Source organism: Kitasatospora sp. NPDC085895, assembly GCF_040702125.1.
GTDB classification, from domain to species: domain Bacteria; phylum Actinomycetota; class Actinomycetes; order Streptomycetales; family Streptomycetaceae; genus Kitasatospora; species Kitasatospora arboriphila.
Genome location: NZ_JBFBJY010000047.1, coordinates 32,553 through 56,964, shown reverse-complemented (window position 1 = coordinate 56,964; position 24,412 = coordinate 32,553). Strand labels below are relative to the sequence as shown.

The 24,412-nt window shown below is 74.0% G+C and carries 21 protein-coding genes and 1 pseudogene; 8 read left to right on the top strand and 14 right to left on the bottom strand.

Annotated features, from left to right (window positions below; all coding sequences use genetic code 11):
- Nucleotides 1–13: 13 nt before the first annotated feature.
- From AB0442_RS26090 to AB0442_RS26065, 6 genes are all read right to left on the bottom strand, one after another.
- Nucleotides 14–823, bottom strand: a complete 810-nt coding sequence (locus AB0442_RS26090) for a family 1 encapsulin nanocompartment shell protein (protein WP_366165728.1) — start codon at nt 821–823, stop codon at nt 14–16.
- 59 nt (nt 824–882) lie between these two features.
- Nucleotides 883–1,878 carry a Dyp-type peroxidase gene (locus tag AB0442_RS26085; protein ID WP_366165726.1) on the bottom strand — a complete coding sequence of 332 codons (996 nt, stop codon included), beginning with the start codon at nt 1,876–1,878 and terminating at the stop codon, nt 883–885.
- A 308-nt stretch (nt 1,879–2,186) separates the two neighbouring features.
- Nucleotides 2,187–4,586: a bifunctional salicylyl-CoA 5-hydroxylase/oxidoreductase gene (locus AB0442_RS26080; protein WP_366165724.1), complete on the bottom strand. Its 2,400-nt coding sequence runs from the start codon at nt 4,584–4,586 to the stop codon at nt 2,187–2,189.
- A 12-nt stretch (nt 4,587–4,598) separates the two neighbouring features.
- Nucleotides 4,599–6,257 carry an AMP-binding protein gene (locus AB0442_RS26075; RefSeq protein ID WP_366165722.1) on the bottom strand — a complete coding sequence of 553 codons (1,659 nt, stop codon included), beginning with the start codon at nt 6,255–6,257 and terminating at the stop codon, nt 4,599–4,601.
- 32 nt (nt 6,258–6,289) lie between these two features.
- Entirely contained in the window at nt 6,290–7,204 is a 915-nt protein-coding gene (locus AB0442_RS26070; RefSeq protein ID WP_366165720.1) for an acyl-CoA thioesterase domain-containing protein, read from the bottom strand.
- The gene (locus AB0442_RS26065; RefSeq protein WP_344627205.1) at nt 7,201–7,683 is read right to left on the bottom strand and encodes a cupin domain-containing protein; all 483 of its coding nucleotides are present in this window, start codon (nt 7,681–7,683) and stop codon (nt 7,201–7,203) included. Before AB0442_RS26065 ends, AB0442_RS26070 begins: the two co-directional genes overlap by 4 nt.
- A 224-nt stretch (nt 7,684–7,907) precedes the next feature.
- Between AB0442_RS26065 and AB0442_RS26060 the strand changes: the two genes are divergently transcribed.
- The 3 genes from AB0442_RS26060 to AB0442_RS26050 all read left to right on the top strand — a co-directional run bounded on the left by AB0442_RS26060 (nt 7,908) and on the right by AB0442_RS26050 (nt 10,391).
- Nucleotides 7,908–8,330: a RidA family protein gene (locus AB0442_RS26060; RefSeq protein WP_366165718.1), complete on the top strand. Its 423-nt coding sequence runs from the start codon at nt 7,908–7,910 to the stop codon at nt 8,328–8,330.
- Between the two features lie 179 nt (nt 8,331–8,509).
- On the top strand, nt 8,510–9,409 hold the full coding sequence (locus tag AB0442_RS26055) for a fumarylacetoacetate hydrolase family protein (protein ID WP_366165716.1): 900 nt from the start codon (nt 8,510–8,512) through the stop codon (nt 9,407–9,409).
- A 133-nt stretch (nt 9,410–9,542) separates the two neighbouring features.
- Nucleotides 9,543–10,391: a PaaX family transcriptional regulator C-terminal domain-containing protein gene (locus AB0442_RS26050; protein ID WP_366165714.1), complete on the top strand. Its 849-nt coding sequence runs from the start codon at nt 9,543–9,545 to the stop codon at nt 10,389–10,391.
- 111 nt (nt 10,392–10,502) lie between these two features.
- On the opposite strand, the gene AB0442_RS26045 is transcribed toward AB0442_RS26050, so the two are convergent.
- The 7 genes and pseudogenes from AB0442_RS26045 to AB0442_RS26015 form a co-directional block, all read right to left on the bottom strand.
- Entirely contained in the window at nt 10,503–12,200 is a 1,698-nt protein-coding gene (locus tag AB0442_RS26045; protein WP_366165712.1) for a beta-1,3-glucanase family protein, read from the bottom strand.
- Between the two features lie 327 nt (nt 12,201–12,527).
- Nucleotides 12,528–13,388, bottom strand: a complete 861-nt coding sequence (locus tag AB0442_RS26040) for an NAD(+)/NADH kinase (protein WP_366165710.1) — start codon at nt 13,386–13,388, stop codon at nt 12,528–12,530.
- A 42-nt stretch (nt 13,389–13,430) separates the two neighbouring features.
- Nucleotides 13,431–14,888, bottom strand: coding sequence for an ATP-binding protein (locus tag AB0442_RS26035; protein ID WP_366165708.1), 1,458 nt, complete (start codon nt 14,886–14,888; stop codon nt 13,431–13,433).
- Nucleotides 14,885–16,561 (bottom strand): FAD-dependent oxidoreductase, encoded by a 1,677-nt coding sequence (locus tag AB0442_RS26030; RefSeq protein ID WP_366165706.1) that lies wholly within the window; start codon nt 16,559–16,561, stop codon nt 14,885–14,887. Before AB0442_RS26030 ends, AB0442_RS26035 begins: the two co-directional genes overlap by 4 nt.
- Nucleotides 16,562–16,701: 140 nt before the next feature.
- Nucleotides 16,702–17,588 (bottom strand): annotated as a pseudogene (locus tag AB0442_RS26025) (hypothetical protein).
- 131 nt (nt 17,589–17,719) lie between these two features.
- Nucleotides 17,720–18,349, bottom strand: a complete 630-nt coding sequence (locus AB0442_RS26020) for a GNAT family protein (protein ID WP_366165704.1) — start codon at nt 18,347–18,349, stop codon at nt 17,720–17,722.
- Nucleotides 18,350–18,462: 113 nt separating this feature from the next.
- Nucleotides 18,463–19,029, bottom strand: a complete 567-nt coding sequence (locus tag AB0442_RS26015) for a hypothetical protein (protein ID WP_366165742.1) — start codon at nt 19,027–19,029, stop codon at nt 18,463–18,465.
- Nucleotides 19,030–19,262: 233 nt separating this feature from the next.
- Here AB0442_RS26015 and AB0442_RS26010 point away from each other — a divergent pair, with 233 nt between their 5' ends.
- Nucleotides 19,263–19,388, top strand: a complete 126-nt coding sequence (locus tag AB0442_RS26010; RefSeq protein WP_363541461.1) for an LPXTG cell wall anchor domain-containing protein — start codon at nt 19,263–19,265, stop codon at nt 19,386–19,388.
- A 168-nt stretch (nt 19,389–19,556) separates the two neighbouring features.
- Here AB0442_RS26010 and AB0442_RS26005 read toward each other — a convergent pair whose 3' ends face one another.
- Nucleotides 19,557–20,708 carry a glycosyltransferase family 2 protein gene (locus AB0442_RS26005; RefSeq protein ID WP_366165702.1) on the bottom strand — a complete coding sequence of 384 codons (1,152 nt, stop codon included), beginning with the start codon at nt 20,706–20,708 and terminating at the stop codon, nt 19,557–19,559.
- Between the two features lie 368 nt (nt 20,709–21,076).
- On the opposite strand from AB0442_RS26005, the gene AB0442_RS26000 reads away from it, so the two are divergent.
- The 4 genes from AB0442_RS26000 to AB0442_RS25985 all read left to right on the top strand — a co-directional run bounded on the left by AB0442_RS26000 (nt 21,077) and on the right by AB0442_RS25985 (nt 24,327).
- Entirely contained in the window at nt 21,077–21,907 is an 831-nt protein-coding gene (locus AB0442_RS26000; RefSeq protein ID WP_366165700.1) for a class E sortase, read from the top strand.
- A gap of 91 nt (nt 21,908–21,998) precedes the next feature.
- Nucleotides 21,999–22,403, top strand: coding sequence for a hypothetical protein (locus tag AB0442_RS25995; protein WP_366165699.1), 405 nt, complete (start codon nt 21,999–22,001; stop codon nt 22,401–22,403).
- 89 nt (nt 22,404–22,492) lie between these two features.
- Complete coding sequence (gene sigK / locus AB0442_RS25990) at nt 22,493–23,110, top strand: ECF RNA polymerase sigma factor SigK (protein WP_366165697.1); 618 nt, start codon at nt 22,493–22,495, stop codon at nt 23,108–23,110.
- Nucleotides 23,111–23,352: 242 nt separating this feature from the next.
- Nucleotides 23,353–24,327 (top strand): MerR family transcriptional regulator, encoded by a 975-nt coding sequence (locus AB0442_RS25985; protein ID WP_366165740.1) that lies wholly within the window; start codon nt 23,353–23,355, stop codon nt 24,325–24,327.
- Nucleotides 24,328–24,412 lie beyond the last annotated feature (85 nt).

The following is a 24,412-nucleotide window of genomic DNA, read 5'->3' as shown; positions in this document are numbered from 1 at the left end:
GACCCGACGGGCGCTACGCCGCCGGGGCGGGGTTGATCGGGACGACCGCCTCCTCGGTGTGCACGAGGAAGGTCAGCGACTCCTGGAAGTACAGCTCCACGGTGTCGGTGTCGTGGGCGAGGTAGCCGATGGAGAGGTCCTGGCCGAGCCGGAGGGTGAAGTCGCCGCCGCGGGTGGAGACCAGGAAGGCGCCGTCGATGGCGGGGGCCCAGATGATCTCGCCGTCGAGGAGGCGGCGCAGGTGCTCGTGGATCGGGTACCCGTGGTCGGAGGTCTCGCTGACGGCGGTGAAGGCGTCCGCGCTGAGGGCGAGGGTGTAGGGGCCGCCGACGCCGGCCAGCCGGAGTTCGCCGATGGCCCGACTGATCACGTTCGGGTAGTCGCGCGGGTCCGGGGGCAGGGTCAGCGCCTCGTTGGCGGAGGAGGCCCGCAGGCCCGCGATGCCGGCGGCCGGGTAGCCCTCGAACACGGCGCGGTCCTCGGCGAAGGCGATCCGCCGGGCGGCCTCCTTCACCGGTGCCCAGTCCGCGTCCTGGGCGCCCCGGGCGACGTCGTCCACCTGCGACCGGTCCACGGTGAACGGCACCCGCAGCTCGACCAGCGGCTGCGCCTGCCGCAGCCGGCCGCGCACCCCCGGGTCCGGCGAGCGGATCTCGTCCAGGCGGCCGGTGTTGACCGCGGCGAGCTCCGTGCCGCCGGCCTCGGGCACGTCCACGATGCGGCGGGCGGCCACGTGCCGGGTGAAGGTGCGCCGGGCCTCCTGCTCCAGGTCGGCCCAGGCCTCGGCCGAGACGGGCGCGAGTTCGCGGTGCAGGTTGTCCATGGGTCAGGCCTCCTGTCGCCTGTTTCGGTTGCGGTGGCGCCCCCGGTACCCGGGCGCGCTCAGCGGCTCTTCAGGTCCCCGATGCCGAGCGACCCCCGCTCGTCGGTGCCGGCGTCGTCCGCGGCCCCGAGGTCCTCCAGCAGGTCGGCGGAGGGCACGAAGAACAGCGTGCCGGTGACGGCCGTGGAGAAGTCGAGGATCCGGTCGTGGCTCACCGGCCCGTCGCCGAGGAACATGTGGCGCAGCATCTCCTCGGTGACCTCCGGCGTCCGCGCGTACCCGATGAAGTACGTGCCGAACTCGCCGCTGCCGGGGCTGCCGAAGGGCATGTTGTCGCGCAGGATCTGCCGCTCCGCGCCGTCCGGGCCGGTGATCGTGTTGAGCTCGACGTGCGAGCCGGGGGAGTCGATCTCGACGTTGGTGAGCTTGCGGCGCCCGACGATCCGCTCCTGCTGCTCGACCGGCAGCCGGTTCCAGGCGTCGAGGTCGTGCAGGTACTTCTGCACGATCACGTAGGCGCCGCCGGCGAAGTCCGGGTCCTCCGCGCCGATCAGCACGGCCTCCGCGGCCGCCCGGCCCACCGGGTTCTCGGTGCCGTCGACGAAGCCGAGCAGGTCGCGCTGGTCGAGGTAGGTGAAGCCGGTGACCTCGTCGGCCACCGCGACCGCGCCGCGCAGCCTGGACATGATCTCCGAGCCGAGCGAGAAGCAGAGGTCCTGCCGCGCGGCCCGGATGTGGAAGAGCAGGTCGCCCGGGGTGGCCGGGGCCCGGTGGCGGGCGCCCCGCAGCTCGCGGAAGGGGTGCAGCCCGGCCGGGCGCGGGCCGTCCGCCAGCCGGTCCCAGCAGGCCGAGCCGATCCCGGCGACCACGCTGAGCCGCCCGTCGGGGTACCCGAAGCCGACGCTGCGCTGCAGCCCGGCCAGGTCCGCCAGCAGCTCGCGCACCACCGGCTCGCCGCCGGGGTCGACGGTGAGCACGAGGAACAGCGATGCGGTGGTCAGCGGGCTGAGCACCGGCTGCGGGGTGGGTCCCTCCACTGCCCCGGTCGTCTCCACCGTTTTGGTCTCCCTTCCGTCGGTGCGGCTCACGGGCGGCTACCCCCGTTTCGCCGTTGTGCACGTTCGCCGTCGTGCACGCATGCGGCGGAGGTCCTGCCGGAAGCGGATCCGCGGACCAGGGGCCCGGACCTGCCGCAGGGGCAAACCCGGATAAACCACGCATTCCATGCCGCAAAGGACACGGCGCTTGCCACCCTAGCGGCAGCGGGCCTGCCCGGCCGGGCGGCGGGCACCGCCACCCGGGTGCTCCGGGCGGACGCGGACGGGAGCCCCTGGGTCGGCCCGGTGTAGCGGAGCCGTGCCGCTCAGGGCACCCGGGCCGGCTGCCGGGGAGGCGTCCAGCGCAGGTGGACGGCTCGGTCCGGGCCCTCCGCGCGGAGCAGCGAGAGGCGGGGCCGCACCGCGTCCGTCCGCGCCGAGGGCGGCTTGCGGCTGCCCGCCCGGAAGGGCAGCGGCCAGTCCGCGGCGGGTCCGCGGTAGTCCTGCTCGGCGGCCGCGTGCAGCGTCCAGTGCGGGTCGTAGAGGTGGGTGCGGCCGATCGCGCAGAGGTCGGCGCGCCCGGCCAGCAGGATGGAGTTCACGTCGTCGTAGGAGGCGATCGCGCCGACCGCGATGACGGCGGCGCCGGCGGCGGCCGCGACCTCGTGCCGGATCCGGTCGGCGAACGGCGTCTGGTAGGAGCGGCCGTAGGCGGGGCGCTCGTCCTTGGTGACCTGGCCGGAGGAGACGTCCACGGCGGCCGCGCCGTGCGCGACGAAGGCGCGGGCGATCTCCACCGCGTCGTGCTCGGTGTTGCCGTCGGGCGCCCAGTCGGTGGCCGAGATGCGCACGATCACCGGCCGTTCGGCCGGCCAGACGGCGCGGACGGCGTCGAAGACCTCCAGCGGGTAGCGCAGCCGGTTCTCCAGTGAACCGCCGTACTCGTCGGTGCGGCGGTTCGCCAGCGGCGACAGGAAGGACGAGAGCAGGTAGCCGTGCGCGCAGTGCAGTTCGAGCAGGTCGAAGCCGGCCTCGGCGCCGCGCCGGGCCGCCGCGACGAAGTCGGCGGTGATCCGGTCCAGGTCCGCCCGGGTCACCTCGCGGGGGACGGCGGAGCCAGGCCCGTACGGCAGCGGCGAGGGGCCGACGACCGGCCAGTTGCCCTCCGCCAGCGGGTCGTCCATGCCCTCCCACATCAGCCGGGTGGAGCCCTTGCGCCCCGCGTGGCCGAGCTGCAGGCCGATCCGGGCGGAGCTCTGCCCGTGCACGTAGGAGACGATCCGGCGCCAGGCGTCGCGCTGCCCGTCCGTCCACAGGCCGGTGCAGCCGGGGGTGATCCGGGCGTCCTCCGAGACGCAGACCATCTCGGTCATGACGAGGCCCGCGCCGCCCATCGCCCGGGAGCCGAGGTGGACGAGGTGGAAGTCGCCGGGCACGCCGTCGACCGCGGAGTACATGTCCATCGGGGAGACCACGACGCGGTTCTTCAGCTCCAGCTGCCCGATCCGGAACGGCTGGAACATCGCCGGGACGGCCCCGGCCGCCGTGCCGGCGGCTGCCGCGCCCTGCGCCGCCGCGAAGCCGGCGGCGACCCGGTCGGCGAAGTCGCCGTCGCGCTCGCGCAGGTTGTCGTAGGTGATCCGGCGCGAGCGGGTCAGCAGGTTGAAGCAGAACTGGGTCGGCTCCTGGCGGACGTACATGCCGATGTTCTCGAACCACTCCAGCGAGGCCTGCGCGGCCCGCTGGGTGGACTCGACGACCGGCCGCCGCTCGGCCTCGTACGCCGTCAACGCCTCGTCGAGGCCGGGGTGTTCGTGCAGGCAGGCGGCGAGCGCGAGGGCGTCCTCCATGGCCAGCTTCGTCCCCGAGCCGATGGAGAAGTGCGCGGTGTGCGCGGCGTCCCCGAGCAGGACGAGACCGCCGTGGTGCCACCGCTCGTTGCGCACGGTGGTGAAGTTCAGCCACTTGGAGTTGTTGGCGAACAGCCGGTGGCCGTCCAGCTCGGCGGCGAACAGCTCCCGGATCCGGTCGACGGCCTTCTCGTCCGAGGTGCCGGGCGGGAACTCCTCGCCCTCGGCGGCGTCGAAGCCGGCCCGGCGCCAGACGTCCTCGTGCATCTCCACGATGAAGGTCGAACCGGCGTCGGAGTACGGGTAGCCGTGGACCTGCACGGTGCCCCACCGCGTCTGCTTGACGAAGAACTGGAACGCCTCGAACACGAGGTCCGTGCCGAGCCACATGTACTTGTTGCGCCGGGTGTCCAGCGCGGGCCGGAACTCCTCGGCGAACGCCTGCCGCACCCGCGAGTTGGCGCCGTCCGCGGCGACCGTGAGGTCGTACGAGGCGAGCAGCTCGGCCGTGTCGGGCGCCGCGGTGCCGAAGTGCAGCTCGACGCCCAGGTGGCGGCAGCGGTCCTGGAGCAGGCCCAGCAGCTCCCGGCGGCCCAGGGCGGCGAAGCCCTGGCCGCCGACGGTGTGGCTGCCGCCGTCGAAGTGGATGTCGATGTCGGTCCAGCGCGCGAAGCGGTCGGCCATCGCGGCGGCGAACTCCGGGTCGGCGTTCTCGATTCCGCCGAGCGTCTCGTCGGAGAACACCACGCCGAAGCCGAAGGTGTCGTCCGGCGCGTTGCGCTCCCAGACGGTCACCCGGTGGGCCGGGTCGAGCTGCTTCATCAGGGCGGCGAAGTACAGGCCGCCGGGCCCGCCGCCGACGATCGCGATCCTCACGCGCTGGTCCTCTCAGTGCTCGGCGGCAGGCGCTGCGGCCTGCTCGTCGTCGACGATCCTGCGCAGCACGAAGCGCTGCAGCTTGCCGCTGGTGTTGCGCGGCAGGGCCTCGCAGAACCGCACCTCACGCGGGTACTTGTAGGGCGCCAGGATCCGCTTGACGTGGTCCTGGATCTCCTTGGCCTTCGCGGCGTCGCCGGTGACGCCCTCGCGCAGCACGACGAAGGCGCAGACGACGGAGCCGCGCTCGGTGTCCGGTTTGGCGACGACCCCGGACTCCACCACGTCCGGGTGGGTGTCGACGGCCGCCTCGACCTCGGGGCCGCCGATGTTGTAGCCGGAGGAGACGATCATCGCGTCGCTGCGGGCCCGGTAGTAGAAGTAGCCGTCGGCGTCCCGGTGGAAGAGGTCCCCGGTGACGTTCCAGCCGTCCACCACGTAGTCGTACTGGCGCGGGTCGTCGAGGTAGCGGCAGCCGACCGGGCCGATCACGGCCAGCCGGCCGACCTCGCCGGGGCCGAGCTCGCGGCCGTCGACGTCGAGGACGGCGGCCCGCCAGCCCGGCACCGGTCTGCCGGTGGCGCCCGGGCGGATGTCGTCGCCGGCCGCCGAGACGAAGATGTGCAGCAGCTCGGTGGCGCCGATGCCGTCGATGACCCGCAGCCCCAGCCGTTCGTTCAGCGCCTCCCAGGTCGTCCGCGGCAGGTGCTCACCGGCGGAGACCGCGGCCCGCAGCCCGGCGAGCCGGTGCTCCTGCCCGCCCCGCAGGATCGCCCGGTACGCGGTCGGGGCGGTCGCCAGCACGCTGACGCCCTGCTTCTCGACGAGCTCGGCCAGCTGCAGCGGCGTCGCCGACTCGGTCAGCAGCGCGCAGGCGCCGGCCCGCAGCGGGAAGACGACCAGCATGCCCAGGCCGAAGGTGAAGGCCAGCGGCGCCGAGCAGGCGACCGTGTCGCCCGGGCCGAGGCCGAGCAGCGGCCGGCCGAAGGTGTTGTCGATGGAGAGCACGTCGCGGTGGAAGTGCATGGTGATCTTCGGGACGCCGGTGCTGCCGGAGGTCGGGCCGAGCAGGGCGACGTCGTCCGCGGCGGTCGGCACGTTGGTGAACGCGCCGGACTTGGCGGCCGCCCGCGCCACCAGGTCCCCGGGGCCGTCGCCGCCGTGCGCCACCACCGTCAGCGAGGGCAGGACGGCCGCCCGGACGGCCTCGACGTCCTCGGTGAAGCGGTGGTCCACCAGCGCGACCGCCGGCAGCGTCCGCTCCACGACCGGCGACAGCTCCCGGGCGCGCAGCGCGGCCATGGTGGCCACGGCGACCCCGCCCGCCTTCAGCACGCCCAGCCAGGCCGCCACCGCCCACGGGTTGTTGGGGGAGCGCAGCAGCACCCGCCCGCCCGGAACGAGACCGAGGTCCTCGGTCAGCACCTGGGCGACCTGGTTGGCCCGCCGCTGCAGCAGGCCGTACGACCAGGTCTCGCCGTCCGGGGTGCGCAGCGCGGGGGCGTCGGGGCCGTGGGTGAGGACGGGCAGGTCGACGAGTTCGGCCGCGGCGTTCAGCCGGTCCGGGTACTGCAGCTCCGGCGTGGTGAACTCGAGCGTCGGCCACAGCTCCGCCGGGGGCAGGTGGTCGCGGGTGAAGGTGTCCAGGTGGGCCGACGGTGAAAGAGTCAACGGAGGAGTCCTTCCAAGGCGTTGACGCAGGGTCAGGCGGTGCGGATCATGCCCTCCTGGGCGACGGTCGCCAGGTGGCGGTGGTCCCGGGTGAAGAAGCGCCCGGTACCGAGACCGCGGCCGCTCTCGGCGGCGACCGCCTCCTGGACGTAGAGCAGCCAGTCGTCGACCGGCCCGCGCCGGTGGAACCACATCGCGTGGTCGAGGCTCGCGGTGACCAGCCCGGGCATCGCCCAGGGCAGTCCGAGCACCCGCAGCACCGGCTCCAGGATCGTGTAGTCGCAGACGTAGGCGAGCGCCGCCCGGTCCCGCTGGTCGTCGGTCAGCCCCTCGACGGGCCGCAACCGGTCGAACGGCCGCACCCACACCGCCTGGTGCGGCGTCTGCTTGCCCTCCACGGCGAGGTAGAGCGGGCCCGGCACGTGGCGCATGTCGAAGCTCCGGCCGCCCGACCAGTACGCCTTGGACGCCTCGGTCATGGTGCCGCCGCTGCGCTCCGCCAGGTACGCCGCGGAGTCGGGCAGGGTCTCGGGGGCCGGCACCTCCAGGTCGAGGTCGGGGCCTGCCTCGAAGCTGCCGCCGGGCTCGCCGGCCGCGAAGTTCGCCAGGCAGACGTAGACCGGCCGGCCGTTCTGGTAGGCGCGCACCTGCCTGGTGCTGTAGCCGCGGCCGTCCCGCAGCAGCTCGACCTCGTGGCGTACGGCGGCGCCGATGTCGGCCGGCCGGAGGAAGTAGCCGTGCACGGAGTGCAGCGACTTGCCGTCGGCGACCGAGCGCATCGCGGCGGCCGCGGCCTGTGCCACCAGGTCGCCGCCGTACGCCTTCGGCCACGGGCAGGGCTGGGTGGTGGCGGTGAACGCGAGGTCGAAGTGCTGGGGCTCGGCCGGGCTCAGGGTGACCGCCGCGGTGAAGACCGCGGAGGTGGGCGGGGCGGCGTCGGCGGTCATCGGTCCGTCCAGTCGCGCAGGTCGGCGTCGGCGACGTCCGGCAGGTTGACCACGATGTTCTCGGGCGTGCGGGTGGTCATCCAGACCAGCGGCTTCGTCCGCGACAGGTTGCACTCCACGTGCGGCATGAAGGGCGGTACGAACACCCAGTCGCCCTCCTCCATGTCGAGGTAGTCCGCGAACTCCTCGCCGAAGTAGATGCGCGCCCGGCCGGAGAGCACGTAGCCGCCGGTCTCGGCCTCGCCGTGGTGGTGGGAGACGGAGCGGTAGCCGGGCTCGTTGCTGACCTTGCCGAACCAGAGCCGCCGGGCCGGGGTGTGCTGGATGCTCACGCCGGAGACCCGGACGGCGCCGCCCGAGTCGGCCGTGCCCGGGTCCTCCAGGCCGCGGCGCGTCACGACGGGCGCGACCAGGCCGCTCGGCAGCCGGTACATCGAGTTGTCGCCCTCGAGGCGGTACTTGCTGAGGTCGGGCTCCATCGCGGACGGCTCCGTTCCGTGCGGCGGACGTCGGCGCGCCGGTGGGCCGGCCGCGGCGCCCGGCGCCATGGTGGTGTCGAAGGTGTCTGCTGCCGGGCCGGCGCTGTTCCCGCCCGGCGCCCGGGCCGATCGGTCTCTCGTTTTTTTCACGGCCGTCATCTATTGTCAATACGCCCCGCGCGGCGGGGCGGAACCGGCCCGACGCAGCACCGACCGGAGGTCGCATGACGCCCGTCGCCGTGAACCCGGCCACCCTTCCCGTGCCCAGCGGCTACTCGCACGGCACGCTGGCGGGGAACACCCTCTACCTCGGCGGCCAGACCGCCCTCGACGCCGACATGCGGATCGTCCCCGGCGGCATCGTCGAGCAGTTCCGCCAGGCCTTCGGCAACGTGCTCACCACTCTGCGCGAGGTGGGCGGCGAACCGCAGGACCTGGTCAGCGTGACCCTGTACCTGACCGACATCCCCGACTACCAGGCCCACGGCAAGGAGATCGGCAAGGTCTGGCGGGAGCTGGCCGGCCCCGTCTACCCCGCCATGGCCGGCATCGGCTGCACCGCGCTCTGGCAGCCCGAAGCCATGATCGAGATCCTCGGCGTCGCCGTCGTCCCGGACGACCGCCTGGTGCGCCCCGGCGGCCGCTAGGGCTTGTCTGACGATTCCCGCCGCGCGCCGATGCGACGCGAATCGTCGGACAAGCCCTAGGAGTCGTCTTCAAGGGTGCTCGGGAGGTGCCCCGCGCGCGCCCCTGAACCGACCACCCGAGCGCCCCCCTCGCATCGACATTCTCTGACGACCGGCACAGATCCTCACGAAGGGCAGGCATGAGACTCGCATCGCTCACCGTCGGGGGCGCCCGGCGCGCCGCGGCCGTCGACCGGACGGGGACGGCGGTGGCGGCGCTGCCCGTCTCGCTCGGAACCGTCGACGACCTCGTCCGCGGCGGCCCCGCCGCCCTGGACGCGGCCCGCGGGGCGGCCGAGGCGGCCCTTGCCGGCCCCGACGTGCTGCCGCTCGACGGCGTCCGGCTGGAGCCGCCCCTGCAGCGCTTCAACCGGGACATCCTCTGCACCGGCTGGAACTACCAGGACCACTTCGAGGAGTCGGTCGGCAAGCGCGGCGGCCAGGACCCGGCCGAGCGGCCGACCCGGCCCACCTTCTTCACCAAGGGCCCGGACACCGTCATCGGCCCGGCCGACGACATCGCCTACGACCCCGACCTCTCCGCCCAGTGGGACTACGAGGCCGAGATCGCCCTCGTCATCGGCCGCGACGGCCGGTCCATCCCCGAGGCCGAGGCACTGCAGCACGTCCTCGGCTACCTGGTCGCCAACGACGTCTCCCAGCGCGACCTGCAGCGGGCGCACGGCGGCCAGTGGCTCAAGGGCAAGAGCATCGACGCCACCATGCCGCTCGGCCCCTGGCTCACCACCGCCGACGAGATCGCCGACCCCGCCGACCTGCAGGTGCAGTGCGAGGTGAACGGCGTCCTGAGGCAGAACGCCTCCAGCGCGCAGATGGCCTTCCCGTTCGCCCGGCTGATCGCCGAACTCAGCCGGGGCATGACCCTGCGCGCCGGGGACGTCCTGCTCACCGGCACCCCGAGCGGCATCGGCAGCGCCCGCGACCCGCAGGTCTTCCTCGGCCACGGCGACCTCGTCGTCACCCGCGTCGGCGGCCTCGGCGAACTGCGCAACCGGGTGGTGGCCACATCCCTGGTCTGAGCCCGGCCGGCGGCCGCCCGGCACCGCACGGCGGCCGCCCGGAACGCCGCGATCATGCACCGCGGCGAGGCGGTAGGCTGCCCGCCGACGGGCACGACGGACGGCACCGGCCCGAGGCGAGGAGAACACAGCTGTGACGGCCGGGCCCGAGGAGTCCCCGGCGGCCGGCCGCGACACGCGGCACGGACCGCTGATCATCACCGCGTTCGGGCTGTACGCCCGCGGCGAGCAGAACTGGCTCTCGGTCGCCTCGGTGGTCCGGCTGATGGGCGACCTCGGGGTCGAGCCGCCGGCCGTCCGCTCCTCGGTCTCCCGGCTCAAGCGGCGGGGCGTCCTGGAGAGCGCCCGCCACGACGGCGCGGCCGGCTACTCGCTCGCCGCGCCGGTGCTGGAGACGCTCGCGGAGGGCGACGTCCGGATCTTCGAACGGGTCCGCGCCGTCGCCGAGGACGGCTGGATCGTCGTGGTCTTCTCCGTCCCCGAGTCCGAGCGCCAGAAGCGGCACGAGCTGCGGGCCGCACTGACCAGGCTCGGCTTCGGCACCGCCGCGCCCGGCGCCTGGATCGCCCCGGGCAACCTCGCGGCCGAGACCCGCCGGACCTTGGAACGCCTCGGGCTCGCCGGGTACGTCGACCTCTTCACCGGCGAGCACCTCGCCTTCGGCGACCTGCGCTCCAAGGTCCGCCGCTGGTGGGACCTCGACGAACTCACCGCGCTGTACGCGGACTTCCTGCGCCGCTACCGTCCGGTGCTGGAGCGGACGGAGACGGCCGGGGTGTCCCCGCAGGAGGCCTTCCGGGTGTACGTGCCGATGCTCACCCAGTGGCGCCGGCTGCCCTACCGCGACCCGGGCCTGCCGCTCTCGCTGCTCCCGCCGGGCTGGAACGGCGTCGGTGCGGGCGAGCTCTTCAGCGCGCTCAACGCCACCCTGGGCGCCCGGGCCCGCGAGCACGCCCTCGCGGTGATCCACGACGAGCGGTAGGGCGCGGGACCAGTAGCCCTGCGGCTCCCCGGTGGCCCGGAGGTCCTGCGGCGGAACGGGTGTGCGGCCCCCGGCCTGCCCGCCGGGGACCGCACGCGATGACCTCGGGGGTTACGCGAAGGTGAACCAGTTGAGGTTGACGAAGTCGGCGGGCTGGCCGCTGTCGAAGGTCACGTAGACGTCGTGCGTCCCGGTGGTCCGGGCGATGTCGGCCGGGACGGTCCGCCAGGTCTGCCAGCCGCCGGTGTTGGCGATCGCGAAGTTGCCGACCGGCGTGGCGGTGGGACTGCCGAGCCGGACCTGCACCAGTCCGCTCACCCCGGCTGCCGCGCCGGACGCCACCCGCGCGCTGAAGCGGGTCGCCCCGGCCGTACCGAAGTCGACGGCGTTGAACTTCAGCCAGTCGCCGTTGCCGAGGTTGCCCACGTCGGAGCCGCCGCCGGTGTCCGAGCAGGCCTCCGTCCGGGTGCCCGACTGGGCGTTGAACGCCTCGGCCTGGATGGTGGAGAAGGCGCTGGCCCCGCCGCCACCGGTGGCGGTCGCGGTCGGCGTCGGGGTCGGCGTGCTGCCGCCGCCGCCCGCGGTGCCGCCGACCGTGATCGTCCACCGGGTCGGGCTGCCGGACTGCACCTTGCCCTCGAAGTCCACCCCGGACGGGTGCACGTCGTCGTACGGGAAGGCGTAGCCCAGACCGTCGGGGGTGGTGGTGTGCAGGATCCGGGCGTAGTGGTTGGTGCGCGGCTTGGTGTAGAAGGCCGACGGGTTCTCGGCGGTCGGCTGGTTCGGGTTGTCCAGCAGGGTGGTGCGGTTGAAGGCGGCGGCGAGTCGGGCGCTCAGGTTGCCCATCTCGTCGTTGCCGGTGGTGAAGGGTGCGTCGCTGCAGGAGAAGATCGACAGGGTGGAGGGCCGGGCGAAGCTGCCGACGCCGGGGAAGGTCAGCGTGTCGCCGTTCACCCGGCCGGTGACGGTGCCCCAGGTGAACTGGGTGTCGATCTTGAGGTCGGTGGTGCGGTACTTGGTCCACACCTGGTCGACGTAGCTGTCGAAGTAGCCCTTGAACAGCGCGCTGTTGCCGCGGATCGCCAGGTTGGGGCTGAGCACCCGCAGGTCCGCGCCGTTCTTGCTGACGATCAGTCGGCTCCAGTCGCTGCCGTCGGCCGCGGACTGCGCCCGCAGCGCGCTCGCGACCCGGGAGAGCCCGTCGGCGGGCAGGCCGCGCACGTTCTGGGTGCCCTGACCGGTCTCCAGCTGGAAGGAGATCGGCAGGCCGACCATGTCGACGAAGGTGATGTTGGCGTACAACTGGTCGTTGTTGAACGTGAATTCGCAGAAGTCGTGGCGGATGTCGATGTTCGGGTCGGACGGGTTGCTCACCGACGGCAGGGCGAGGCCGCCGCCGCGGTTCATCAGGAAGGTGAGCTTCGAGCCGACGGCGAAGTAGATGCGGCCGCTGTCCAGGCGTGGCAGGGTCACCCGGCGGGGGCCGGCGCCGGAGCCGTTGAGCGCGATGGCGCAGTCGACGCCCAGCGGCGTCTGGTCGTTGGCCGGGGACGGCGGGTGGTACAGGCTGCTGCCGTTCGCCTGCACGAAGGCCCAGTTGCCGCCCGCGGCGGGGTCGCGGCCGAGGACGTAGGCGTAGACGGTGTTGTTCCCGGTGGTGTTGACCAGGTCCAGCGGCAGGGTGACCGAGGTCGACGCGCCGGCACTGGACTGCAGCCAGGTCACCGCGGCGGGCACGGTGAGGGCCACGCCCGCCGTGGCGGCGAGGAGCTTGCGGCGTGATATCGGGCGCTGGTGACGAGGCGTCATGAGTGGGGGTTCCGTTCTCCGCGGGTCGGGTGGGGGAGCGGGGGAGGCAACTGCCGTACGGGGTCCGTCGGTTAGCGCATCAGGTTGTGCTCACCGACAGTAGTGAGAGCGCTCTCAGGCTTGAAGCGGCGTCGTCCGTGGGCCTGAATATTACGGAGTGGCAACCGTCATGGCAATGTCAGGAGACCATGCCTCATGCGGCTCTGACCTGCAATGATGCGAGAAAGCCCGCGGCTTAACCCTCTCTTAAGCCTCCTTTGATGTGCAGAGAGGGCTCTCGGCGCGGTGACGGAAAAGATCCCGCCGTCGACTCGGCGGTGCCGGACCTCAGTCCGGCTCGGCCGAACCGGAGAGACGGAGCTTGCGCTGCGCCCGCTGGTAGAACGTGGTGCGGCCGAGCCGGACCACCCGGGCCGCGGCCGGCAGCATGGTCACCTCGACCACGTCACCCGGCCGGACACGGCCGACCAGCCGGCCGTCCGCCTCCACGGCGAGGTCCCCGCTGTGCGCCAGCACCTCCAACGACAGCCGCTCGCCCGCGGAGAGGAAGACCGAGCGGTTGAACACCGCGTGCGGCGCCACCGGCGTGATCAGCAGCCCCTCGGCGTTGGGCGACACGATCGGGCCCCCGGCGGAGAAGCTGTACGCGGTCGACCCGGTGGGCGTGGCGACCACCACCGCGTCCGCCGTGTACTGCACGAACGGCTGCTCCTGGACGCGCACGGCGACCTCCGCCGAGCGCTGCCCCGGACTGCGCACCAGCACCACGTCGTTGAGCGCCGTCTCGTGGCCCGCCTCGAACCCGGCCCGGACGCCGGACCGCTGCTCGACCGTGAACCGGTGCTCGTCGATCGCGTCCAGCGCCGACGGCAGTTCGGGTATGTCGACCTCGGCGAGGAACCCCAGCCGTCCGACGTTGACCCCGAGAACGGGTGCGTGCCCGCCGACCGCGAGCCGCAGCGCCCGCAGCATGGTGCCGTCCCCGCCGAGACTGATCAGCAGGTCCGCGGAGGCCGTCATCTCCTCGGCCCCGACCGGTATCGCCCGGCAGCCGATCCGGTGCACCTCCTCCGCCATCCCCAGCACCTTCGCACCGCGCCCGTGCCCCCAGTCGAGGACGGCGTCCACGGTCGACGCGCACTGGCGCTCCGGGTGGAGCACCAGCCCCACCGTGCCGATGTATCCCATCCCGTCCACCTCGCTCTGTCGGTCGGGCCGCCCGGCGGCCGCTCAGGACGGCTGCTCGGCCGCGCCCGCCCCGGGCGCGGTCAGCGGCAGGCGCACCTGGAACCGGGTGTCGCCCGGCACGGACTCCACCCGCAGGTCGCCGTGGTGCTTGTTGACGACGATGCGCCAGGAGATGTCCAGGCCGAGACCCGTCCCCTCACCGACCGGCTTGGTGGTGAAGAACGGGTCGAAGATGCGGTCGCGGATCTCCGCCGGCACGCCCGGGCCGGTGTCGCCGAACTCCACGAGCAGCCGGTCGCCGTCGCGCGCGGTGCGCACCGTCAGCGTGCCCTCCCCGCCGTCGCCGTCCATGGCCGCGACGGCGTTGTCGATCAGGTTCGTCCACACCTGGTTGAGCTCGCCCGGGTAGGCGGGGATCGCCGGCAGCGTCCGGTCGTACTCCTTGACCACCCGGATCCGCGGGCCGATCTTCCCGGAGACCATCAGCAGCGTGCTGTCGATCAGCTCGTGCACGTCGGCCGTCCGGTAGGGCGCGCGGTCGAGCTGCGAGTACTGCTTCGCGGCGGTGACGAGCGCCGAGACGCGGTTGGTGGACTCCTCGATCTCGTTCATCAACAGCTCGGTCTCGACCGTGTAGTTGAGCCACCGCACCGCCCCCTCCAACAGGCCCTCGTCCACCCGCGCCGCGACCTGGTCGAGCCAGTCGGTGTCCAGGCCGGCCTGGACGAAGGTCGGGGCCAACTGCCAGCCGCCCGCGATGCCGTGGTCGTCCAGCCAGTCGGCGAGCGCGTCCTCGCGGTCCGAGGCCTCCAGCGGGCTGAGCGCGACCGCCTTGGCGACCCGCTCCGCCGTCCGCTCCTGGACCTCGACCAGCGACTCCAGGCTCTCCCGCCGGAACGGGCCCGCCGCGATCGCGCCCAGCTTGTGGCGCATCCCGGCGACCCGTTCGCGCAGCGCCGAGGTCGCCCGGACGGCCGCCGCCGCGGGATTGTTCAACTCGTGGGTGAGCCCGGCGGACAACGCCCCCAGGGCGAGCAGCCGCTCCCGCTGCCCGACCGCGGCCTGCGCGCTCTTGTACCCGAAGAACAGCCCCTCCAGCAGGTGCACGGCCATCGGGAACCACTCCCGCATCACCTGCGCGAAGGTCTCCGCCGGCAGCACGAAGAACCGCGAACGCTCCGGCACCTGCAGCGAGCTGTTGTACACCTGCGGCACCCGGTCGCCCAGGTAGGACTGGAACGCCCCCGCGTACACCCCGCGGTCGGAGGTCCGGGTGACCTCCACGTCGGAGTCGCCGACCTTGCGCGAGAGCACCACCGTGCCCTCCAGCAGCACGTAGAAGCAGCTCGCCGGATCGCCCTCGGCGTACACCGGCCCCGCGTCGAACTCCACCACCGAGCCCTCCCGGCAGAGCCGGTCCAGCTGCTCCGGGGCGAGCTCCTCGAACAGGAAGAGGGTGGAGAGCTCCACCGGATCGCAGGGCATCGGACGGCCGGTCATGACTGCTCCAGGTAGCGGTGGGCGAGCATCACGGCCATCGCGCCCTCGCCGACGGCGGAGGCGACGCGTTTGGCCGACTCGGCGCGGGCGTCCCCGGCGACGAACACGCCGGGGACGTTCGTCTCCAGGTGGTAGGGCGGGCGGTCCAGCTCCCAGCCGGCCGGCAGTCGGCCCTCCGGTGCCAGGTCCGGGCCGGTCAGGATGAACCCGCGGGAGTCCCGGAGCACCGTGCCCTCCAGCCAGTCCGTCCGCGGCGCCGCCCCGATGAACACGAACATCCACTGCGCGTCGACGAGTTCGCTCCCGCCGGACTCGGTGTCGCGCAGCGTCAGCCGCTCCAGCTGGTGCTCGCCGTGCGCCGCCTCCACCACGGTGTTGGCGCGGACGGAGATCTCCGGGGCCTCCTCGACCTGCTGGACGAGGTAGTGCGACATGGTCGCCGCCAGCGTGGGCCCGCGCACCACCAGGGTCACCGACTTGGCGCTGCGGGCCAGGTACAGGGCGGCCTGGCCGGCCGAGTTGGCGCCGCCGACGATGTAGACGTCCTGGCCCTGGCAGGCGGCGGCCTCGGTCAGCGCCGAGCCGTAGAACACCCCGCACCCGGTCAGTTCCGCCGCCCCCGGCGCGTCCAGCTGCCGGTAGGACACGCCCGTCGCCAGGATCACCGTGTGCCCGGCGATCGCCGAGCCGTCGGCGAACCGGACGACCCGCGCGGCGCCGCCGACCTCCAGCCCGGTGACCTCCCGCGCGGTGAGGATCTCGGCACCGAACTTCGCCGCCTGGCGCCGTGCCCGGTCGGTGAGCTGCGCCCCGGACACGCCGTCCGGGAAGCCGAGGTAGTTCTCGATGCGCGAGCTCTGGCCGGCCTGGCCGCCGGTCGCGGACCGCTCCACCAGGACGGTCCGCAGCCCCTCGGAGGCGCCGTAGACGGCCGCGCCGAGGCCGGCCGGCCCGCCGCCGATGATGACGAGGTCGTAGAAGTCGGCGGCCGGGGTGGTGGCCAGGCCGACCCGGGCGGCGAGGTCCCGGTCGGCGGGTGCGACCAGTGCCGTGCCGTCCGGGGTGACCACCAGCGGCAGCCGCCGGCCGTCCTCGCCCGCGGCGGCGAGCAGCCGCCGCCCCTCGGGGTCGTCGGAGGAGTACCAGCGGTAGGGCACCTCGTTGCGGGCCAGGAACTCCCGCACCGCGGAGGAGCGCGCCGACCAGCGGTGGCCGACGACCTTGGTGACGGCGACCCGGCGGTGGTCGGCGGCCCGCCACACCTCCAGCAGGTCGTCCAGCACCGGGTAGAGCTTCTCCTCCGGCGGCTCCCACGGCTTGAGGAGGTAGTGGTCGAGGTCGATCACGTTGATGGCGTCGATCGCCGCGCCGGTGTCCGCGTACGCGGTGAGCAGCACCCGCCGCGCATCGGGGTAGATGTCGATCGCCTGTTCGAGGAACTCGATGCCGCTCATCGCCGGCATCCGGTAGTCGGCGATGATCACCGCCACCGGGTCGCCGCGCAGCTTCAGCTCCCGCAGCGCCTCCAGCGCCGACTCCCCGGACTCCGCGCGCACCACCCGGTACGACTCGCCGTACCGTCGGCGCAGGTCCCGGGCGACGGCGCGGGACACCGCCGGATCGTCGTCCACGGTGATGAGAACGGTCCGCGGCGGACCGGCGGCCTGAGCCATGGGGACCCCGTCCCGAGCTGATCGGCTTCCGCCCTGGACGTCACCCGTCCGGCCACGCCCGAGCGCCGGTCATCCATCCTAGGGACGATCCGGGTACTTCACCACGAATGGTGCGGCCGGTCGCGCTGCCGCCCCGCCGTTCAGCCGGTGAACCGCCCGTCCCGGGCGACCACCCGGCCCGCCCGGACGACCACGTCCCGCCGGGGCAGGTCGACCACCACCTGCGGCAGGCACTCGCCCCCGACCAGCAGGAAGTCCGCCGGCGAACCGGGCGCCAGGTCCGCGGCGGGCAGCCACAGCAGCGCGGCGTCGCCGGCGGAGGCCAGCGCGAAGCACTCGGCCGGCTCGCCGGCCGTCCGGGCGGCGACGTCCCGCAGCGGGGCCAGGCCGCGCTCCCCGGTCTCGTGCAGGTGGACGTCGACGAGCAGGCCGTGCCGTTCGGCGAGGTCGAAGACCTGGTCCAGCTGGTCCGGGCCCTCGCCCGCCGCGCCCACCCCGTCGAATCCCGCCGGATCGATCCCGCCCACCGCGTCGACCAGCCCGCTCGCCGCCGCCTCGGCCAGCAGCGCCCCGCGCCGGGCGTCCGCCCCACCCCGTGCTGCGGGAAGGCCACCACCTGGACGTCCAGCGCCCCGCGCCGCCGCCAGGCCCTCGACGCCGGCCGGCCCGTAGGCCGGGGCCACGTCGACGTTCGCCCGGACCGCCCGGGTGCCCTGCGCCACCGCGTGCGCCAGCAGCCGCCGGGCCCGCTCGGCGACCGGCGTCCGCTGCTGCGCGTACAGGTCGACGTCGCCCTGCACGTACTCGGGCAGCCCGGCGGCCGGACGGCGGCTGTACCAGGGCTCGCCCCAGGCCGTCCTGTCCGGGGGGACGTGCGCGTCCGCCAGTGTCGGCAGGACGATCCGGCCGCCCCGTCGACGACCTCCACCCGGGCGGCCAGCAGCCCGTCCACGGCGACCAGGTCGACCGGCTCGCCGACGCCGAACGGGCGGACACCGCGGAACACGGTGGCGGTGGATGCGGTCACGGGTCCTCCTCCGTCGGGCCGGGCACCGCTCCCGTCATCGGCCGCGGTCCTCCGGCCGGTGCCGCGTCACCGTGCCGCGTCACCGTGCCGCGTCACCGTGCCGCGTCACCGTGCGGCGTCACCGTGCGGCGTCATCGTGCGGTGCGGTGCCCGGCGAGGCGCCGTTCGAGGCCGGCCCGGACCTCCGGCCACTCCTCCGCCGTCACCGAGAAGATCGCCGAGTCGCGGAGGCTGCCCTGCTCGCCGGGCGCCCACGAGGCCGACCAGTTCCGCAGGACCCCTTCGAACCGGGCGCCGACGCGTTCGATCGCGGCCCGCGAGCGGCCGTTGCGCGCGTCGGTCTTCAGGTCGACCCGCGCCACGCCCCACTGCTCGAAGGCGTGCCGGAACAGCAGGTACTTGGCCTCGGTGTTCAACCCGGTGCCCTGCGCGGACGCGGCCAGCCAGGTGAAGCCGACCTCGACCGCGCACAGTCCCTCGCCGTCCGGCCAGGGCCGCGGATCCAGGAACGCGGTGGCTCCGACCACCCGCCCCGAGGCGCGGTCCACCTGGGCGAACGGGGTGACCCGGCCCGTGGCCGCCCGGGCGAGCTGCTTGTCCACGTACGCCGTGGCCTCCGCCGCGGCGGGCACCCAGGTGAAGCCGTACGAGCCGCGGTCCTCCTCCGCCGCAGCGGCCAGGCCCGCCGCGTGGCGGTGCTCCAGCGGCTCCAGCCGCACCAGCGAACCCTCCAGCACCGGCGCCTGCAGTACGGATCCCACGGGCATCCCCCTTCTCGGACGGTCGAGTCGACCGGTATCCGACCACAGATCCGGCCGGGCCTCCCGCGATTTTCCGCCGGTCCGCAGCCGCCGGCCGCGGACCGGACGGGGCGTCAGGCGGGTTCCGCGCCTGGGGCGACGGCGGGGGCGGTGCCGGTGGTGCGCACCTCCTGCAACAGGCCCCAGGTGAAGTCGGCGGTGCAGGAGTGCAATCGGCCGGCGGCGTCCGTGGCGGTGAAGTCGAGCTGCCACCGGGTCGGCGCACTGCCCTCGCGGGGCACGGCGGGCGGGAAGGCCGCGCCGACGTCCGCCACGACGCAGCTCCACGGCAGGAGGTCCTCCAGGGTGTGCAGCCGCGGCGGGGCCGAGCCGGGCGCGCGGACCAGCCACTCGTTCCACGGCGGGGACGCGCCGCCGCCGGGCCCGAGCAGGATCTCGAACCGCAGGTCCGGCCAGAGCGGCAGCGCCCACTGCTGCACCGTGCAGTCCAGGTCGCCGATCCGGCGGGGCCCCACGGCCTCCGGCGGGCCGAGCACGGCGGCGTACCGGGCGGCGCCGTGCGGGAAGCGGGGCGAGCGGATCATCGCCTGCCACCGCTGGTTCGCCTCCCGCATGCCGGCGCGGGTGGCCCCGAGCCGGTGCAGGGCCGCTTCCACCAGTTCGGGGTGGAAGTCGGCCATCCGGCGCAGCAGGACGAGCTGGAACTCGGTGGCGGCGAAGCCGTGCACCGCCGTCACCCCGGGCCGGCCGGGTCGCCGGACGGTTTCCGTACGAGCTTCACCCGAACAACATACGTGCCGCTCACCGAAAACGGCCACTGGCAGCTTAAAAACATATTGGTACTCAGTTGCCCGGCGGCACCGGCCGACCGGTGCATCAGGGCTGGGTCCCCTCACCGAAAGGAAGCACCCTCATGGGATACGGGCACTCTCTTCCGAAGACCGGCTTCAGCGGCCTCGCGTACGTGGGCGTGGCGCTGGTGCTGGGCGCGTCCGGCCTGATGATGAAGTTCTTCGGCCGTCGGACGGCGGGTCACTGACGGAGCGTCGACGGCTCCGAGGAGAACGCACCGAGGTGCCCGGGCCCACCCCGCGAGGGGGCGGTGCCGGGCACCTCGCTCGTCGTACCGGGCGGTGTCGAGGCCCGCTCGTCCGGGCATGCGGCGGCCGGCCCCGCGGGCGTGCCGGGGCCGGCCGGAGCACCGGACTCAGGTGGTCGTGGCGGGCTCCCCGGATTCGATCCCGGCCCGCGCAGCCGCCGGGGCCGGCACCACCGTCGTGTCGGCCCGGCCCTTCTCGTAGTGCACCATGCCCTTCGAGAGCCGCAGCGGGACGAGGACGAGTTCGACGACCAGAGCCTTCCACTGGTAGCAGAACTCGACCAGCTTGGTCATGAAGCAGAAGGGCAGGTTCCGCAGGACCCGCCGAAGCGGAACCTGCCGCTTCCGGGCCCCGTGGACCAGCGGCACGCCGATCATGAGGGTGCTGGTCGACAGCCACCACACGAGCCACCAGACGAACGCCTCACCGAGCGAGTAGCCCACGCCCGGAACGAGGAGGGGGACGAGCAGCCACAGCGGCACGGCGACGGTCTCCCAGAGCTTGAGGGAGACCCACAGCGCGAGCATGGGCTTCTTGACGATCATACGGGGGTAGTGGAGGCGGACGTTCTGGAAGAAGCCGGACGCCCACCGCCACACCTGCTTGCGGAAATAGGTCAGGTTCTCCGGGTCGGCCGCCCAGGCCACCGCGCTGCTGACGTAGACCGCCCTCTTCCCCGCGATCTGGACGGACCAGGTGTAGTCCATGTCCTCGACGATCGTCCGCTCGGGGAAACCGCCGAATTCCATCAACGGCTCCATCCGGAACACCGAGCAGCACCCCGAGCAGACCACCGGGGAGTTCGCCATGTTCTCGATGGGACGGTTCCAGTGGAAGCCGTGCAGGTACTCCACGGCGCGTCCGCGTTCGGCCCAGGTCCGGTCGAACCTGCTCTGCACGCAGCCGGAGGCGATCGCCACGCTCTCGTCGTGGAAGGCCGGCTTGATGTTCTCGATGTAGTCGTCCGCCAGCACGGTGTCGGCGTCGACGGCGAGCACCAGGTCGCTCGTGCAGTGCGGCAGCGCGTAGTTCTGCGCCTTCGCCTTGCTGCCCAGGTTGTGCGGCGGGCGCAGCACCGTCACGCCGTACCCGGCGGCGACCTCGCTCGTGCGGTCCGTGGACCCGTCGTCGATCACGATGATTTCCTCGGCCGGGACTGTCTGGCGCAGCAGGGATTCGAGCGTGGCCGGGAGGCCCTGCTCCTCGTTGTGTGCGGGAACGATGACCGTGAGGGTCAGTGGCCGGGTGGCAGTGGTCATGGCACGTGGCCTCCTCGCCGGAGAGGGGGATCGGTGGGGGGAACGGCTCGTATGACAGTCAGAGTTGTAATGGCCCGGGACACGGTGTCGGCCGGAAGGCACGCATGCCGTTCGAGTGAAGAGGTCCGCAGGCCTTCCCCGACGGGTCGTCCGGCGGGCCACGCCACCCGAATGCCGCGTGCCGTCTGCGCCGACCGGCCGTCCCCGGTCGGCAGACTGTCGGGGAACGGGCAACTCCGGGACGGACGGCCCACCGCGGCGGACGGAACCCGGACACGGACAATCGGCGCCGCCGTAAGCCGGTCTGACGGATCTTCGGACGCCGGGCCGACGAGACGACCGGCAGGCGCCCGGCGGAGGAGGACCCGATGGACCGGGCTCCGGCAGAGGACGCGCGGCGATCCCCGCGCCGCAGGTGGACGAACGCCTTCGGCAACCTGATGCTGACGATCGCCCTGGCGGCCGCGCTGTTCGCCGCGTACTCGCTCTGGTGGACGGACGTCCTCGCCGACCGGCAGGCCGACCGGGCGGGCGACCGGCTGCGGCAGAGCTGGGCGGCACCCGGCCCCTCCGGCGCACCGAGCACCGTGACCACCGGGCAGGAGGTCGGCTTCCTGCACGTCCCCGCGATGCAGCAGGACCCGGTCGTCATCAAGGTCGGCACCGCCCCGGCCGTCCTCGACCAGGGCGTCGCCGGCGTCTACCAGGAGCCCCGCGCCGCGATGCCCTGGGACCGGTCCGGCAACTTCGCGCTCGCCGCCCACCGGGACGGCCACGGCGCGAAGTTCCACGACCTCGACGCGGTGGACGTCGGTGCGCCGATCGTCGTCGAGACCCGCGACAGCTGGTACGTCTACCGGGTGGACGGGATCCTGCCCGAGACCTCGCCGGAGAACGTCGGCATCGTCGCGGCCGTCCCCGCGGGTTCCCCGTACCACGGGCCCGGCCGGTACATCACCCTGACGACCTGCACCCCCGTCTACACCTCGCTCTACCGGATGGCGGTCTGGGGCAGCCTGGTGCGGGTCGACCCGATGGACGCCGAGCGGACCCCGCCCGCCGAACTGCACCGCGACGCACCGCAGTCCCCGGCCGCCTCTACGGCCGACGCTCCGGTGTCGTCCCCGGCGCCGTCGCTGTCACCGTCGTCCCCGTCCTCCTCGTCCTCCTCGTCCTCCCCGGCCCCGGCGAAGGCCTGACGGGCCGGCCGCACGGGCCCGCCGAAACCGGCCGATAGTCTGATCCTCGTACGGCGGCGGCCCGGGTGGCGGCCGGGACGGGGGAGCGGCAGTGGACGACGAGGACGAGATCCTGGCCGAGGCCGTCGGCGCGCTCGGCGGCAGGCTCTCCCGGCTCGTCGCCCTGCGGCTGCCGAAGAACGTCCACGAGATCACCCTGACGCTCCCGCTGCCGCCCGCCCGGGCCCGGGCCCGGGTGTCCGCCGTCCTCGACCGGCAGGGCCGGCGGGTCCCGGCGGACCGCTCCGCCCCCGCCGGGCGGCGCAGCACGATGCGGGTGCTGACCGGAGGCGGCGCCTGGAACATGAACCCCGTCCTGGTGACCGCGGTGCTCACCGCCGGGGAGGGCGAGGACACCACCGTCGTCCTGCTGCGCGCCGCCGCCAAGGAGGGGCTGATCAAGCAGCGGGCCGGCGAGAGGACCGCGAAGCGCCTCGCCGAGCTGCTCACCGACTGACCCGCGAGCCCTGCCGGGCCGCCGTGGCGGGAACGGTGCAGGAACGCTGCGAGTAGCCCGTGAACCGGCCGGGCCGAGAGGGTCGCAGCGTGACAGCCGTCCGTGAGCACCCCCTCCCCGCAGACCCCGTCGACCGCGTTCCGGCGCAGCCCGGCACCGGCGCCCGGGACCTGTCGGGCCTGCTGCCGCGCATCGCCCGCGGCGACGAACGCGCGTTCGGCGTGCTCTACGAGGCAGTGGCCGGCCCCGTGCTGGGCCTCGCCCACCGGGTGCTGCGGGACCGGGCGCAGGCCGAGGAAGTGGCCCAGGAGGTGCTGCTGGAGGTCTGGCGCACCGCCGCCCGCTACCGGCCGGACCGCGGCGGGGTGCTGACCTGGGTGCTCACCATCACCCACCGCCGCGCCGTCGACCGCGTCCGCTCCGCGCAGGCCTCCGCCGACCGCGACCGGCGGGCCGCCGCCGCCTCGCCCGCCCCGGTGTTCGACGAGGTCGCCGAGGCCGTGGAACGCCGCATCGACCGCGACCGGGTCCGGCGCTGCCTCGGCGCACTCACCGAACTCCAACGTCAGTCGCTCACCCTCGCGTACTACGGCGGCTACTCGCAGTCGCAGATCGCCGCGATGCTCGGCGCACCGCTCGGCACCGTCAAGACCCGGATGCGGGACGGACTGGCCCGGATGCGGGACAGCCTCGCCGTCCACGACTGACCCGCCGCCGGACGGGCCGCGGCCCCTTCCGGTGCGCAACCGCTGCGAGCGCCCCTCCGCGTACGGGTTGGCCATGCTGGACGGGCAGCGATCCCGCGGCCACCGGAGTCGCCGCCCGACCAACAGCCCGTTCGACCGCCGCCCGTGAGGAGGAGACCGTGGGAGCCCACTCACCCGCCGCCGGCCCGCCGGGCACAGCCGCCACGGCCCCCGCCGCTGCTACGGCTTCCACCGCTGCGCCGGTGCTCGCCGAGGCCAGCCTCACCACCGGGGGAGTGGCCCGCAGGCTCGGCGTCTCACCGACCACCGTGCGCTCCTGGGAGCGGCGCTACGGCATCGGGCCCGCCCGGCGCGAGGAGGGGCACCACCGGCGATGGACCCCGCAGGACATCGCCGTCCTCGAAGCCATGTGCCGGCTGACCGCCCGCGGTGTCCCGCCCGGCGAGGCCGCCCGGCTGGCCCTCGGCGCCGCGGCGCCCGTCCCGTCCGGAGCCGGTGCCGCCCCCGGCGAGGGTGCCGACGAAGGCCCCGCCGAAGGGTTCCCCGACCGGACGGACACGGCGAACGCACCGGCGGCCGGGCCGGTGAGCCCGGAGTGCCGCGGCCTCACCCGGGCCGCCGTCCGCCTGGACACCGCGGAGGTCGCCCGGCTCCTCCGTCAGGTCGTCGACGACATGGGGGCGGTGGCCGCCTGGACGGAGGTCATGATGCCCGCACTGCGGGCGGCCGGCCGCCGGTGGGCCGGCGAGGGCGAGCGGTACGTCGAGGTCGAGCACCTGCTCTCCTGGCACGTCTCCACGGCGCTCCGCCGGGTCGCCGACCGGCCCGTGCCGCCCCGTCCCGGCCCGCCCGCCCTGCTCGCCGGCATGCCCGCCGAACTGCACACCCTCCCGCTGGAGGCGGTCGCCGCCGGTCTGGCCGAACGCGGCCTGCCCTACCGGATGTTCGGCGCCGCCGTACCCGCCGAGGCACTGCTGGAGGCGGTCCGCAGAACGGGCCCGGCCGCCGTGATGATCTGGTCCCAGGCCAAGCACACCGCCGACCGGGTCCTCGCCCGCCGGGCCGCCGAGACCGCCTGGGGCGGCCGAGGCTCTCGGGCCCGACCGGTCGTCCTCACCGCGGGCCCGGGCTGGGCGGGCCACCAGCCCGGCGCGGGCATCCTCCGCCCCCGCGACCTGCCCAGCGCCCTCGACCGCATCGAACAGCTGCTCACCTGAGCCCCGTCAGCCGGCCGGAGACCTCCGACCGGTCGGCGGGTCGGCCGCCGGGCCGGTCGGCGGGACCTTCGGCCCTCCGCGCGAC